This is a genomic window from Bradyrhizobium diazoefficiens, assembly GCF_016616885.1.
In the GTDB taxonomy this organism is placed as follows: domain Bacteria; phylum Pseudomonadota; class Alphaproteobacteria; order Rhizobiales; family Xanthobacteraceae; genus Bradyrhizobium; species Bradyrhizobium diazoefficiens_F.
On record NZ_CP067102.1, the window covers coordinates 5,215,563 to 5,230,664 of the forward strand.

A 15,102-nucleotide genomic window follows, 5' to 3' on the forward strand; every position below is an offset into this window, starting at 1 on the left:
AATTTAGAATGGCACGACATCATGACGTCTGGAAGAGGCGAGCGCACGGTCTCATCGCACTTCTCTCAAAATACTTGGCATGGTGCTGCGGAGCGGCGAGTCCGTCGCCTTCCCGACTTCCGCTTGCTGGAAGAGCTGGCCCGTTCGCACGCGAGTGCGTCGGATGATGCGATCCGCTCTAGGCGGGTGCAGCGGCGCTCTTATCCGCCAGCCTGAACCGCAGCGTGAACTCGGCGCCGCCGCCGGGGAGATTGTCCACCGCGACCGTTGCAGCGTGATCGTCGGCGACGCCGCGCACGATCGAAAGGCCCAGGCCGGCGCCGTCGCTGCGCTGGCGATCCCTGCGCCAGAAGCGCTGGAAGATCAGCTCGCGTTCGGCTTCCGTGACGCCCGGACCGCAATCGCGCACGCGCACCGAACCATCGTCGCCGACCTCGACGTCGACAGAGGTTTCCTTCGCGGTGAACTTGATGGCGTTTTCGGCGAGGTTGAAGACCGCGCGTTGGAGCATCTCGGAATTGCCGTGGATCATCACCGGCGCATCGGCGCCCCGGAGCGCGATGTCCTTGTGCTGCGCGATCGCGAACGGCGCGATTGCGCCCACGACCTCGGCGCAGACGGCGCGCAAGTCGGCGGTCTCACCGGGATCGAGCACCAGCGTGTCGAGCTCGGCGATCTCCAGCAGCTGGGCGACGATCCGGCTCATGCCCTCGATGTCGTCATGCAGCGCCTGCCTTGCCCCGCGGTCGCCGAGCGTCTCGATCCGCGTGCGCAGGATCGCGAGCGGCGTGCGCAGTTGATGCGCAGCGTCGGCCGTGAACTGGCGTTGCACGCGAAAGCCGTCCTCGAGGCGATCAAGCGCATGGTTGACGGCGGTCACGAGCGGCATGATCTCGCGCGGAATCTGCGCGGTCGGCAGACGGATGTCGGTACGCGCCGGACCGATATTGCTGGCCTCCTCCGAAGCCATCCAGAGCGGAGCGATCGCGCGGCGGAAGATGATGATATCGATCGCGAGCAGGATCAGAAGAATAGGGATGGTGATCCACCCGACCCGGCGGAAGAAGTTGGACACGATGTCGTCGGTGATGACGTCGCGATGCGACAGATCCTCCGCCACCTGAATGCGCACGGCGGTGTCGCCTATCGTCTGGGTCACGTCGGCGCCGGAAATCGACTCTGATTCGACGTCACCGGTCTTCTTGTGCGACGAGAACAGCAGGCGGCCGTTGGCATCGCGGATGTCGTACTGGTAGCGGCCATAGGCTTCCGAATAGAGACCGCGAAGACTGTCGGGCAGATTGAACGTCACCTTGCCGTCGGGCTGGACGGCGATGCGCTCGGCCAGCGTTTCGGCCTGGGCGCGCATCGCAGCGCGATGCAGTTGGTCGATCTCGGAGTTCAAGAGCCAGAACAGCACCAGCGGCAGGAAGATCGCGACCACCGCGACCGCGACGATATGCAGGAACACGATGCGCGAGATCAGCGATTTGAACGTCGGCCTGGCGAACAACCCGGCGGCGGCCACGCTATTTCTCCTCGGCCATCATGTAGCCGACGCCGCGGATGGTGTGGATCACGACCTTGGCGCCATGCTCGGCAAGTTGTTTGCGCAGCCGGGAGACATACACCTCGACCGCGTTGGAGGCGACCTCGCCCTCGAGCCCGAAGATGTGGTCTTCGACGTTCTTCTTCGGCACCACCCGCCCCTGCCGGCGCAGCAGGATCTCCAGCACCGAGGTCTCGCGCGACGAGATGATCCGCGGCTGGTCGTCGATGAAGATCTGGCGGCTTTCGGTGTCGTAGACGAGATTGGCAAGCCGCAGCGAGCGCCCGAGCAACTGGCCCGGACGGCGCAGGATCGCCTCCAGCCGCGCCACCAGCTCCTCCATCGCGAACGGCTTGGCCAGATAGTCGTCGGCGCCACTGCGTAGGCCGTTGACGCGGTCCTGCACGCCGCCGCGCGCGGTCAGCACCAGCACCGGCAGCGGTTCCATCTGCCGCCGCAGATCGCGCAGCACCGACAGGCCGTCGCCGTCGGGCAGGCCGAGGTCGAGGATCATCGCGGCATAGCTGACATTGTGCACCGCTTGGCGCGCCTCCTCGGTGCTGCCGACAATATCGCTCTCATAGCCGGCCGCCGCCAGCCCGCTGGCAACCAGCCGCGAGAGTTCGACATTGTCCTCGACGATCAGAAGGCGCATCGCATGTCCGCCGGATGGGTCCGGTACAATCGCGGCTTGCGCCGCATCATCGCTCTCTTCCACCATTCCGGGCGCCTCGGCCAGCGAAAAAAGCACCCCGGCAGGTGGACCGGTCGCTCCGTTCCGTCAGGCTCGCGCAAGGCAATCAGGGCGTGTCTTCACAACGCCGCGAATGTTGTTGGGGGCGCGCCAAGGGCATTGCCGCATTCCTGCATAAGGACAGCGGCGCGAACGATTAGCCCCGGAGCCTTGGCTCCGAGGCTTTCGCAACGCTGATGCAGCTCAGCTCTGCGCGTGACGCGCCATGAAGCTGTCGTAGCTGAGCTCGGCAACCTGGAACCACGAATAATCGTTGTTCGAGAAGTTGGTCAGCGATTCATAGACTTTCTTGAAGCTCGGATTGGTGGTGGCAATCTCGTTGTGCAGCTCCTTGGCGGCCTTGAAGGAGGCCTCCATGACCTCTTGCGGGAAGGCGTGCAGCTTTGTGCCGCCTGCGAGCAGCCGGCGCAGCGCCTGCGGATTGGCCTGATCATATTTCGCCATCATCCAGTTGTTGGCCAGGTGGCCGGCCTGCTCGAGCACGCTCTGATAGTATTTCGGCAGGGCGTTCCACTTATCGAGATTGACGAACGCAATCAATATTGGGCCGCCTTCCCACCATCCCGGATAGTAATAGTGCGGCGCAACTTTGTAGAAGCCGAGCTTCTCGTCGTCATACGGTCCGACCCACTCCGCGCCGTCGATCGTGCCTTTCTCCAGCGCGGGATAGATGTCGCCGCCGGCGATCTGCTGCGGGACCGCACCGAGCTTCTGCAGCACACGCCCGGCGAAGCCGCCGATGCGGAACTTCAGTCCCTTGAGGTCATTGACCGTTTTGATCTCCTTGCGAAACCAGCCGCCCATCTGACAGCCGGTATTGCCGGCGAGCAGCGAGGTGACGTTGTAGCTCTTGTAGAACTCGTTGAGGACCTCCCGGCCCCCGCCCAGCATGTACCAGGCCTGGTTGATGCGCATGTTGGGCCCGAACGGCACCGACGAGCCGAAGGTGAAGGTCGGATCCTTGCCGAAGTAATAGTACGAAGCGGTGTGGCCGATCTCGCAGGTGCCGTTCTGCACGGCGTCGAGCACTTGCAGTCCGGGGACGATTTCGCCGCCGGCAAATGTCTGGATCTGGAATTTGTTGTCGGTCGCCTCGGCGACGGCCTTGGCCATCATCTCGGCGCCGCCATAGAGCGTGTCGAGCGATTTCGGCCAGCTCGTGGGCATGCGCCATTTGATTTCCGGCATCGACTGCGCAATCGCGGGAGCCGCAAGCGTGGCGGCACCGGCCGCACCAAGCCCTGTGACCTTGATGAAGTCTCGTCTCTTCATGGTTTCCTACCCTGATGGATGATGATTGTGGGCCTTCTTGTCGAGGCTTGAGGGCAGCATGGCGCAACGACCTGGCGAATGCCATCGTGATCGCACTGCGGCAAAGAAAAAGCCCCCGCTCCCCTTGGGGCAGGAGAACGGCATGAATCCCGGTTCAATCTAGGTGATATCAGAGGCGCGCGCGAAAGGGTTACCGTACACGGAATAGGCCAGCCAAGTCAGTTCTTTCCGGCTCCTGGCTGCCTCACGCGCGGTTCGGACCGCATCCACTAACGTATTACCTTCCTGAAGCGACCGGTAAAACGCCTCGGCAAAACTGTAGGCGAGTTTGTCGTCGACCGACCAAAGCGCTCCGACCAGTGCGCCCGCGCCGAGTTCGGAGTACGGCCGCAGGAATGCATCGACAAAGCCGGCGACGCCTCCCCCGATGCCGCGTCCCACGCGCCCGGTCTGACAGGCATTGATGAAGACGATTGAATTCGGTCCATTGTCCGCGAAGCGGGCAAAGGCCTTGACCTGATCCGCCGATAGCGAGTCCTGCGCAAAATTGCCGTCCACGTTTGTGCCCGTCATCAGCAGGTCGGCCGTCATCACCGCCCGCTGCGCCGCCTCCCCGTGGCAGGCGAAGTGCAGGACGTCGCATTCCCTGGCGTCCTTCTGGAGAAAGCGGGTCACTGAAATGCTGTCGGGTGTGACCTCGCGCGGACTGCCGAAGAGCTTGGCCAGCATCTGACGTTCGGCATCGGCGCCTTCGAGTCGCAGGCCGGGATCGAGATACGCAGGGATCACGTAGTTAATGCGATCATTGCGCATGGCTAGGTGCTGACCAGGCCATGGCGTGCTGTGCAGCCAGCGGACCAGCCCCCATTCCGAGAGGAAGCCCTTCCCGTCCAGTCCGGACTTTCGATCATTGATGTAGAGCAGCTCCCACGGAATGAACGGCTCCTCCGAGATGACCTGGATCGCGCGGATCGCGTCGTGGTGGGTCCACAACGCTTCGCGGACCTTGTCCGGCAACAACTCGTTTGCCATGACAATCCCGTTTGCCTGCAAGCGCGATAAAAACTGGTCATACAACCGGTTCGTTGCGAGCCACGAGCTCTCGATCCCCTTGAAGATTTCCGCAACATAGACATCGCGGGAGAACCCTCCGGGTAGGGTGCGCGACTCCGAAACCGCGATATTCGGATCGACGCAGGCAAGATCGAAGCGCAGCGTCACCTTGCCGCTCTCCACGATCTCATAGATCCGCAGCACCGCCGGCTCGCCCGGAGACGCTGCCATCGCCAATCCGACCTGGCTCCGGCGCAAGGTCTTGCTGTCTGCATCGACGAACACGGGGGCCAAGGCAAATGACGCGAGAATGCGAGGGCCCTGCCTTGCTTCGACCAGGATGTCCGCCGCGCCTTCCGCGGCTCCTTCCACGACGAAACGCAGCGCCTCCGCCCTTTGATCCCGCGGCATATCGATCTCGGCGCTGGTTTCACCGATAACCCGGCAATTCTTGCGCGCGATGACTTCGACAACGATGGCGCGTGCCGTATCGACGTTGACCGGCGCATCCGAAGCGACCGAGCCCGGGCCGTCCGCGGCTTGAATCTTCTGACGGGAGACCGTGACGAACAGCGGGACCGGCTTCTTCGGCGGCGGATGAGACTCGATCTCCGCCGCAAAGTAGCAAGCAGCCGTTCTTGAACCGGGGGACGTCGATGCCGAGGGTGGCGCCTCAGCGGCGGCAGGCGCCTCCTTTAGCCCGGTCGGCTCGGCCGAAGGAACGGAACGCGTCCGCGTCCGTCGTGCCGTCAGCGTGTCCGAAATGGAGCCGGATCCGGAGTTCGCCACATCGTGAGCGGCCGAATTGGATTCAGGCGAGCTTTCGACAATGGGCGCCGCTCCCCGCCTCGATCGCCGCGGCGCCTGCCCCAGGTTGATTTGCTCCTGGGCTCCGTCAAGACGAGGCGTGCCAAAACCCAGCCACTCACTCAATTTCGACGGAACGATATCTGTCGCGAAATACGTGGTATGAAAGACGTCGTCCGTATTGCCGAAGGCAAATGTCGCGTTGTCCGCGAGGCGCGAGCTGCGGCTTCCGAATGAGGTCATCGACGCCGTGTCGACCACCAGATCGTTTTCGAGCTGGAACAGGCGATTTGTCACGCGATCGGCTATGAACTCGGCAAGCTCCTTCGTCACGCCCTTGCCGGGTGCGACCTGCGCGACGAAATTCGACGTGATCGCATAGTATGCCGCGAGCCGCTCGAGAGGACCGGTCGCTCCGTTCAACGCCCTGACGAGATCGCTTGTGGGCCGCATGGCGGCAAGTCCAGGCACCCGGTGCTCGTCGATCGCGACCTCGGAAAATGCCTGGACGAAGCGGCCGACAGTCTTGATCCCTTGCGACACGATGGGGCTCAGCGCTGCGCCGCCCGCCAGGTACGAAACCGCCCGGACGCCGGCCATGATCCCGTTGGTATAGAGATCGATCATCGCCGCCCAGTTCTCGGGCTCGGCCAGGTGCGTTCCGGCATTGGTGCAGCCGACAAAGATGGCCTTGCGAAACCGGATGTCCGGCCGCTTGTCTGCCAACAGATTTTCGACCACGCGATAGACCAGTCCGCCACGGCTGTGCATGACAGCGTCGATCGAGGAGTCCTCGGGAATGCCGAGCGCCTGCAGCGCGGCAACGAAGGCGATCGCATTTTCGCCGGGAGTTGCGGTCAGCGTCTTGTGATCGAAGCCGAGCACGGCGTCGTACTGCTCGTATGCCTTTGAAAGAAACGCCAGCCCGCTCGCAGAGCCGGCAAGCTGTGCGAAGCCGCTCGCGGTCGACGAGAACGTGCCGTGCACCATGAGCAAGATCTTCAGCGGGCGGCCTTGCGGCAATGGAGGCCGCACCGGCCGAGCCGGTGCCCATGCTGACGGATCAAGGCCGGCCATCGTCACGATGCCCTCTTCCCTGTCTCCCTCGATACAATCGGTCGCCACATCGATGGCCGTTCTGGCGACAAACTTCAGAACATAGGCGCGGACTGGATCGATCAGTTTGTCGGAAACCCAGTCGAGAACGGGACTGCGCTTGCCGCTCGCGGTGGACACTCCGCGCGCCGGGCCACTCGTCGCGGCCGTCAGCGGGAACACCAGCACTTGCGCGCCGCCGCGCTGCCTTGATGGACGGGCGGCCTGCTCTGGATAGGTCCAGGCATAGACACCGCCTGCGCCCTCGATCAGGACCATCGCCCTTTCAGACGGGCCGACTTCAACCTCGATCTGCGTGGGCGACTGCGGGTCCCGTCGCAGGGCACGCGTACCGGGGCGCGTCGGCACCATTTCGACTTCGGCCGCTATGGTGAAGTCGGACGCGGACAACGCCCTCCTGAGATGATCGGTGCCGCTCATCTGGCTGGCGGCTCCACGGCGAAATCCCCGGCGCACAGGACCGTCGCGAACAACCCGGACCTCGACATCGTCAGGACCTCGAACCACGATCCCGTTCGCCACTTCGAGTGCAGCCATGTCTTCGCCCCTGTTCAGACGACCCTTTTCTTCAGTTCCTCTGCTGCCACCGGGGGTGCGCTTCCGCGTCCCCCTCCGTCAGCGCGAGTTCAAGGTTTGACGACGGGCTGGGACGCCGGCGCCGCCCAACCGAGCAAATTGCCATCAAGTGCCGACGACTTCCGGATGACCTTGTTGGATTCGATGTAGGCTTCCGCTGTCGACGGCACGAGGTATCCCATGACGAAGCCAAGCACGCCGAAACTAGCGACGACGAGAGCGTAGACCCGCAGGGGAATGGCCGGAATTTCCAGACCGTAGCCGCTGGTCACCAATATGAAGCCAACAAGAAGGCTGAGCATGACGGACGCCATGACCACCGCATGGGTCGCGCCGTCCCAAAGCCTCGCCTCGTGATAGTCTAGTCTGTCGGCCCTCAGCCGCACGTCGAGAAGAATGCTCAGGACCAGCGTATTGACGAGGAAAATCAGCGAAAACAGCGAGCTCGCCGCGAACGGATGACTTTTTGCCAGCCAGCCCTCCGCTATCGGAATGGTGCTGTATGTTATGAAAAGTACAAAGTTGCCCGCCAGATAGGAAAGCCCCCCAAAGACCACGTAAGAGCGCCAGGGCAAGGCGTACAGCGAGGGGCGCGCAAAATTTGTCGAAACCTTCGGATAGATCGCAAAGAAGATCGAGATCGTCAGGGCTACCGCGTGCGCAAGTGAGGAGAGGCCTCCTGCCAACGAACCAACTTCGAAATTCTTCGGCAGGTGCAGAAAGAACAACGGTGCGACAGAGACCACGAAGTCGAGGATAAAGATGATCAGGAGAGGCGCAAACGGCAGCGGCTGGGGAAGAACGATCTGATACCCGAAACTCGCAATCAGCTCGATACGGGAGTCGCGCCTGTCGACGACCGACAGTGCCGCCTCGGCCAATCGGCGCTGGTACGCCACCCGCAAGTCCTCGCATTCTTCCGCGATAAAGTCGGAACTCCCGAACACCAGCTCCTGCGCATCGACGTCCGACACCATGATGTCTTCCGTCAGCAGGAGTGCCCGGGCCGAGCGCCGCAGCATTCGCCGATATTGCCTCTCCAGCTCGTCGAAGGCGGCTTTCCGCGCGCGGAAAAACCTCTCGAAACGCCTGTTGCCGCGCAACTCGGCGAAACTGGTGTGGAGAGATGCGACCTGTTTGATCATGGTCGCCGCGCCTGCGGCGAGCACCTCGTCGCCGTCGCCGAGCGCCTTCTCGATCACCCTGGTGGGAACGCCATATCCTTCGAGCTCTCGCTGTAACTCCGGCCTTGCCCGCTCCGTCACCCTGATCGGCGACCGCGCGATAGCCGCAGTCAAGGTTTCCACGACCTGGGGATAACGCGCCAGTGTCTGCATCATGGTCCGCAGAAACTTGATCAGCCGGCAAAGAAGAGGCAGGTGAGGCGCCAGCACCATGAATGCGATCGTCGCGGGTATGGCAACGAGAAATCCGGCTCCGCGCGTCGGATAGAGATGATTCATCAGCCAGTGGATTTGGCTCACGAGAAATACATAGAAGACCACGGCGATCGTGACATAGGCGATCACCGCGAAATAATAACGATCGCGCATCACGGCATAGCGAATGTCCGTGATGTCGAAGGGCGCGTGAAAGTCGATCGCGCTGACGATGCAGATCGCAACCGCACCGAGACAGAGAGCAACGACGGACGGGTCAAGGCCGTACATTGATGAAAACTCGCTATGATCCAGCTCGGTCCACGAAAATTTCTCCGTCGAGGCCGCGCATGTACAGAACCGGCGAAATCCATTCGGCGAACTGCCGCGCCTTCAATTCGGCCCGGGTATGCGCCAGCGCGGCCTGTATCGATACGTTGTCGGCGAGATAGGTGTAGAACGTATCGGCAAACGCGAGGCCCATATTGTCGCTGATTTCGAACTGCATGGCGATCACTGCCGGAACGCCGCCCTGAATGAGCTCGGCAGCGGTGCTGGAGAACAGAGAGCCCTCGGCTTGCGCTCCGCTGCAGGAGTTCAGGACGACGAGACTTGGCGTTTGGCCGGGCTGGGTGAGGAACATTCTCAGCGCGTCGGCATAAAGTCTGGCGCCCCTCGATCCGCCCTCCTCCTGAACCACGATGAAGCCCATTTGCCGGTCAGGATCGTGTCCGCCGTGACCGATGAAATGAAACAGGTCCCATCGCTTGCCCTCGTCTCCTCTCAAGAAACGGCGATTGAGATCGCGTGCCTTTGCCGAGGGGATCCAGGACAGTTTCAGTCTCTTGCTGTCATTCAACTCGGCCAGCGCTTTCTTGATCGCGACCTGCTCGGCGTCGACCTCGATCTCGTCGAGCGCAAATCCGTTCAAGACCTTGACTCGCGCGGCCATACCCAACACTCGTATCGGCCTTGCCGCGCACATCCGGCGTTCCTCACCGTAATCGTCGACGGCGCGGGTAAACGGCGTGCTCTGGGAGGTCGTCACATAGAAGCGGTTCTTCTTGTCATACATCGTTTCCCAGGGCACGTAGGCGAGCGCGGGGTCGCTGACCCGCAAGCGGATCAGGAACGGCTCATCGTCTCTCCGCGCCGCCTGGAAACATTCTTGATAGAGTTCGAGGATCTTTCGCTGAAAAATGAAATCGAAGAGTTGCGAACCGATCTCCTGTACGATCCGTTCGTCCGAGCCCGAAGCCAGACTCCCGGCGGCGTCACGGGTCGCGGGTCTTGCTTCATCATCGCCATTGGCCGCAGGCGCATTCTCGTGTCGCGGGCGTGGCGGCACCTCGACGCTGCGCGCGGCAGAGCACTGCAGGATCGCTTCCTGCAACGGCCTCAGGTTCTGACGAAAACTCGGCTTGAGCTTCTCGACTTCGATCTCGCAGCTCGACGAATTGTATTCCGCGACGATGCGGCAATGACTTTCGCCACAATCTTCAATGGTCAGATTGAAAACCACCTTAGCCACGACGCAACCCTCAGCCGCGCACATGCCGGCACAAAAAGCACGCCTACTCTGTCTGTTCAGTCCGCCATCACCTTGGATGGCACGCCGGGGTTGAATTCCAATCGCATGGTCGTCACGGCGGCGCGGCGATCGGTCCAATCGGCGAAAGTTGCCGGCGGCCCGGAGTGTTCTAGCGCGATTTCCCCGACGCGACTGTGAACCGCTTCACACCTCGCATTCGGCTGACTAACCCAACTTGGTACGGTGTTCCTGAAACGCGGCCCTGAGCTCAGCCAGTTCGTCGTGCGTCGCTCCCTGCTCCGCGTCGACGCGATTTGCCGGCAGATCCATGTAGACGATTGGCTGATCGAACTGGCTCGCCGTGAAGTCATACCTGCGGCCTCCGATCCGATTGTAGAAATGGTCGCCGGCCGGCAGAGGCGTCTTCAGTAACTCGCCGCCGAAGAGGTCGTGAATGAGCAGCGATGTGACGTTGCATTGCCCCGCCGCAGGATTGTTCGCCGTCCATTGGCCGGCCGTCGACAACGACCACGCCTTGCGAAGCGCGCGCTGAACCTCATCGGGATCGAAGCTCATCGTTCCTCCAGGGATCGCCGCATGATGGAGAATTCGGATTAAGCGATGATCGCTTTGTGCCACTGTTTTGCCCGACGTGTCAAACGGACTTTGAACAGCGATTGCGAAGCGACGAGGCTGCCCAACTCCATCCGCTCGTCATTGCGAGCGTAGCGAAGCAATCCAGAATCTTTCCGCGAAGGCAGTCTGGATTGCTTCGTCGCAAGGGCTCCTCGCAAGGACGATGTGGGAGCAGAGGCGCGCCAAATGACGATGTCATCTGCGGATGCTCGCCGGTGAATCGACGTGACAACTCCAGCTGAGCGGTGATTGCCGCTTCCCGCTGATTTGCCCCAGCCCGTCAAGCTGTTGGCAGCATCCACCGAGCAACGCGCCCTCACCCCATTTCTACTGTGCATGGGGTTGTTTTGCGGATTCTGGTTGGCGCCCGATACGCCGCCAAAGAAAAAGCCCGGCCTCGCGAACGAGACCGGGCCATGTGGTCTTACGACTGAAGCGTGCGATCAGCCGCGGGTGCGCGAGCGGATCATGAAGCTGTCGTAGGTGTATTCGGCGACCTGCCACCACAGATATTCGTCGGAGCGGTAGGCCTGCATGGCGTCGATCGACTTCTTGAAATCGGCGTTCTTGGCCGAGATCTCCGCCCACAGCTCGTTGGTCGCCTTGAGGCAGGCCTCGAGCACTTCGTTGGTGAAGGGACGGAGCTGGGTGCCGCCCGCGACCAGACGCTTCAGCGCCGACGGGTTCTGCATGTCGTAGCGCGCGGCCATCCAGGTGTTGGCATTGGCCATCGCGTTGGTGAGGATCGCCTGGTAGTTCTTCGGCAGCGAATTCCACTTGTCCAGATTGGTGAAGGCATGGACCGTCGGGCCACCTTCCCAGAAGCCAGGATAGTAGTAGTACTTCGCGACCTTGGCGAAGCCGAGCTTCTCGTCATCGTACGGGCCGACCCACTCGGCCGCGTCGATGGTGCCCTTTTCCAGCGCCGGATAGATGTCGCCGCCGGCGAGCTGCTGCGGCACCACGCCGACCTTCTGGAGCACCTGGCCGGCGATGCCGCCGATACGCATCTTGAGGCCCGAGAGATCCGCAACGGTCTTGATCTCCTTGCGGAACCAGCCGCCCATCTGGGTGCCGGTGTTGCCGCAGGGGAAGCCGATCACGTTCGACTTCTTGAAGAAATCATTGCCGAGCTGCTCGCCGCCGCCCTGGTACCACCAGGAGTTCTGCTGGCGCGCGTTGAGACCGAACGGCACCGAGGCGTAGATCGCCCAGGTCGGGTCCTTGCCGACGTAGTAGTACGACACGGTGTGGCACATCTCGACCGTGCCGTTCGAGGTCGCATCGAGCGCCTGCAGGCCGGGAACGATTTCGCCGGCGGCGAACACCTGGATCTGGAACTTGTTGTCGGTCATCTCGGCGACGTACTTCGCCACCTGCTCGCCGCCGCCATAGATGGTATCGAGCGACTTCGGGAAGCTCGAAGTCATGCGCCACTTGATCTCGGGCGAGGACTGCGCAATCGCCGGCGAGGCCACCGCGGCGGTTGCCGCCGCACCTGCTGCCGACACTTTCAGGAAATCACGACGCTTCATCTTCAGGTCTCTCCTTGCTGGGGTGTTTCCCCGAACTTCCTCTTTGCTGCCGCTCATTCCGGCGACGCGCTTTGGGCGGTGTCGAACCGGTGGGGCTTGACTGCCGTGGGCCTTTAACACGGAAGCTCCGCGCGCGGAACGCGACAATGGCATGACGGGGCTCTACGAAAGTCGCATGTCCCCGGAGACGCGCTCAGGCCGCGGCAATAACGCCCTTGAGCTGGTCCCGGACCTGTCCCGCAATGGCGCGATAGATCGCCGCATGGGGTCCGTCCGGCTCGCTGTCCACGACGGGATTGCCGGCATCCGAAGTGGCGCGAATCGCCATGTGCAGCGGGATTTCGCCCAGGAACGGTACCCCGAGCTTCTCGGCCTCGTGGCGCGCCCCGCCATGACCGAAGATGTCGGATTTCGTGCCGCAATGCGGGCACTGGAAGTAGCTCATGTTCTCGACGATGCCGAGCACGGGGACGTTGACCTTCTTGAACATCGCAAGCCCGCGTCGTGCGTCGATCAGCGACAGGTCCTGCGGGGTCGAGACGATCACGGCGCCCTTCAGCGGCACGTTCTGCGCCAGCGTGAGCTGGGCGTCGCCGGTGCCCGGCGGCATGTCGACGACGAGCACGTCGAGCGTGCCCCACACCACGTCGCGCAGCATCTGCGTCACCGCCGACATCACCATCGGGCCGCGCCAGATCATCGCGGTCTCTTCCTCGACCAGGAAGCCGATCGACATGATGGCGAGGCCGAAACGCCGGAGCGGAATCATTTTTCGCTCGCCGTCCAGCTCCGGCTTCTGGCGCAGACCGGTCAGCCGCGGCACCGAGGGGCCGTAGATGTCGGCATCGAGCAGCCCGACCTTGAGGCCGAGGTCGCGCAAGCCGAGTGCCAGATTGAGTGCGGTGGTCGATTTGCCGACGCCGCCCTTGCCGGAAGCGACCGCGATCACGGCGGCGACGCCCGGAATCTCGGCCTGCCGCGCCATCGGCGATTGGCCACCCTGCGGCGGTTTGTGGGCATGGACCGGCTGCACGCCGGGCGTGCCACGGCTCGGCTGTGGGGGCGGCGGCGGTGCGGCGCCCGCCTTGCGCTCGGCGGTCAGCGCCACCAACACGGTGGTGACGCCGGGAATGCCGCGCACGGCGGCCTCGGCTTCGGCACGGACGGATTCCCAAGCCCGCGCCTCGGCGGCATCGACATTGATCGAGAAGAACACCTTGCCGTCGGACGCGCTGATCGCGCTCAGCACATTGGCATTGGTGAGCGCGACCCCGCGGGGCGACTTGATTTTGGCGAGGCTGTCGAGAACCTGTTGCTGCGTCACGCTCAAAGCGCATCTCCTAAAGTTCAAGATGCCCCATTAGAGCGGAAACGGCCAAAAGGCTACTGCTTGCCGATATCGTCAGCCATCTCGGCAGGCGCTGCCCCCCTGCTCCTGGGCCGCCTCGTAATTGAGCTCGATCATGACCCCGTTGGGGTCGTGGACGAAGATCTGCCAGAGGTCCCCGCCGGGCACCTGGCGGGAGTCGAATTTCATGCCTTTTGAAGCCAGGCGCTGCTTCATGCCGTCGAAGCCGCGGCTGACGAAGGCGACGTGGTGGACAACGCCGGAATCCGGCTTTTGTGGCTCCGAGGTCGGAGAAATATCGACGAGGTGCACCACCGGCTTGCCGTCGCTGTACATCCAGGCCCCCGGGAAGGCGAAATTCGGCCGGGCGCCTTTTTCCAGGCCCAGCACGTCCTCGTAGAAGCGGACCGTCTCGGCCAGATTCCGGGTCCGGATGTTGAAATGATCGAGGACGCCAACGCTCACGCCGCCCATGCCTTCGCTCCCTTGTTTTGAAGTTCTTGAGGTCCGCCATCCTAGCACAGGAGCCCGCCAAACGAAGCCGTTGCCCTCCGGCTGCAAGGGTTTATGGTGCACCCGCTCCGCCCCTCAGGCGGAACCTCAGGACCCCGGCTGGCGCCCCTCGCCCGGCTGCAACCGTAAAACTCAAGCTACGGACACACACATGGCTAAAGTCGCTTTCCTCGGTCTCGGCGTGATGGGCTTCCCCATGGCCGGACACCTCGTGAAAAAAGGGGGCCATGAGGTCACCGTCTACAACCGCACCGCCGCCAAGGCGAAGGAGTGGGCGGACAAGTTCGGCGGCAAGACCGCGGCGACCCCGAAGGCCGCGGCCGAAGGCCAGGATTTCGTGATGTGCTGCGTCGGCAACGACAATGACCTGCGCGCGGTCACGATCGGCGCCGACGGCGCCTTTGCCGGCATGAAGAAGGGCGCAACCTTCGTCGATCACACCACCGCTTCCGCCGAAGTCGCGCGCGAGCTCGACGCGGCCGCGACCAAGGCCGACTTCAAGTTCATCGACGCGCCCGTCTCCGGCGGCCAGGCCGGCGCCGAGAACGGCGTGCTGACGGTGATGTGCGGCGGCACGCAGGACGCCTATGCCGGCGCCGAGCCGATCATCACGGGCGCCTATGCGCGGATGTGCAAACTGCTCGGGCCCGCCGGCTCCGGCCAGCTGACCAAGATGGTCAACCAGATCTGCATCGCCGGCCTCGTGCAGGGCCTCTCCGAGGGTATCCACTTCGCCAAGAGGAGCGGCCTCGACGTCGCCGCCGTGATCGAGACCATCTCCAAGGGCGCGGCGCAGTCCTGGCAGATGGAGAACCGCTACAAGACCATGAACGACGACAAGTATGATTTCGGCTTCGCGGTCGAATGGATGCGCAAGGATCTTTCGATCTCGCTGGCTGAGGCCCGCCGCAACGGCGCCAATCTGCCTGTCACCGCGCTGGTCGACCAGTTCTACGCCGAGGTCGAGAAGATGGGCGGCAAGCGCTGGGATACGTCGAGCCTGCTCGCGCGCCTCAATCGCTGACACTTGACG

At 62.9% G+C, this 15,102-nt stretch carries 10 protein-coding genes and 1 pseudogene; 1 reads left to right on the top strand and 10 read right to left on the bottom strand.

Annotation, left to right across the window (positions count from 1 at the left end; translation table 11 throughout):
- Positions 1 to 178 precede the first annotated feature (178 nt).
- From JJC00_RS24550 to JJC00_RS24595, 10 genes and pseudogenes are all read right to left on the bottom strand, one after another.
- Positions 179 to 1,528 (bottom strand): sensor histidine kinase, encoded by a 1,350-nt coding sequence (locus tag JJC00_RS24550; RefSeq protein WP_200468474.1) that lies wholly within the window; start codon positions 1,526 to 1,528, stop codon positions 179 to 181.
- Between the two features lies 1 nt (position 1,529).
- A complete protein-coding gene (locus tag JJC00_RS24555; RefSeq protein WP_200468475.1) occupies positions 1,530 to 2,204 on the bottom strand; it encodes a response regulator transcription factor in 675 nt (224 codons plus the stop codon).
- A gap of 282 nt (positions 2,205 to 2,486) precedes the next feature.
- A complete protein-coding gene (locus tag JJC00_RS24560) occupies positions 2,487 to 3,575 on the bottom strand; it encodes a TRAP transporter substrate-binding protein (RefSeq protein ID WP_200468476.1) in 1,089 nt (362 codons plus the stop codon).
- Positions 3,576 to 3,734: 159 nt separating this feature from the next.
- Entirely contained in the window at positions 3,735 to 7,088 is a 3,354-nt protein-coding gene (locus JJC00_RS24565) for a CHAT domain-containing protein (RefSeq protein WP_200468477.1), read from the bottom strand.
- An 89-nt stretch (positions 7,089 to 7,177) separates the two neighbouring features.
- On the bottom strand, positions 7,178 to 8,797 hold the full coding sequence (locus JJC00_RS24570; protein ID WP_200468478.1) for a hypothetical protein: 1,620 nt from the start codon (positions 8,795 to 8,797) through the stop codon (positions 7,178 to 7,180).
- Between the two features lie 13 nt (positions 8,798 to 8,810).
- Positions 8,811 to 10,028, bottom strand: coding sequence for a CHAT domain-containing protein (locus tag JJC00_RS24575; protein ID WP_200468479.1), 1,218 nt, complete (start codon positions 10,026 to 10,028; stop codon positions 8,811 to 8,813).
- 234 nt (positions 10,029 to 10,262) lie between these two features.
- Complete coding sequence (locus JJC00_RS24580) at positions 10,263 to 10,613, bottom strand: YunG family protein (protein WP_200468480.1); 351 nt, start codon at positions 10,611 to 10,613, stop codon at positions 10,263 to 10,265.
- 503 nt (positions 10,614 to 11,116) lie between these two features.
- Positions 11,117 to 12,208, bottom strand: coding sequence for a TRAP transporter substrate-binding protein (locus JJC00_RS24585; protein ID WP_200468481.1), 1,092 nt, complete (start codon positions 12,206 to 12,208; stop codon positions 11,117 to 11,119).
- A 193-nt stretch (positions 12,209 to 12,401) separates the two neighbouring features.
- A complete protein-coding gene (locus JJC00_RS24590; RefSeq protein ID WP_200468482.1) occupies positions 12,402 to 13,538 on the bottom strand; it encodes an Mrp/NBP35 family ATP-binding protein in 1,137 nt (378 codons plus the stop codon).
- Positions 13,539 to 13,591: 53 nt separating this feature from the next.
- Positions 13,592 to 14,030: pseudogene (locus tag JJC00_RS24595) on the bottom strand (VOC family protein).
- Between the two features lie 190 nt (positions 14,031 to 14,220).
- Between JJC00_RS24595 and JJC00_RS24600 the strand changes: the two are divergent.
- Positions 14,221 to 15,093 (top strand): NAD(P)-dependent oxidoreductase, encoded by an 873-nt coding sequence (locus tag JJC00_RS24600; protein WP_200468483.1) that lies wholly within the window; start codon positions 14,221 to 14,223, stop codon positions 15,091 to 15,093.
- Positions 15,094 to 15,102: the final 9 nt, after the last annotated feature.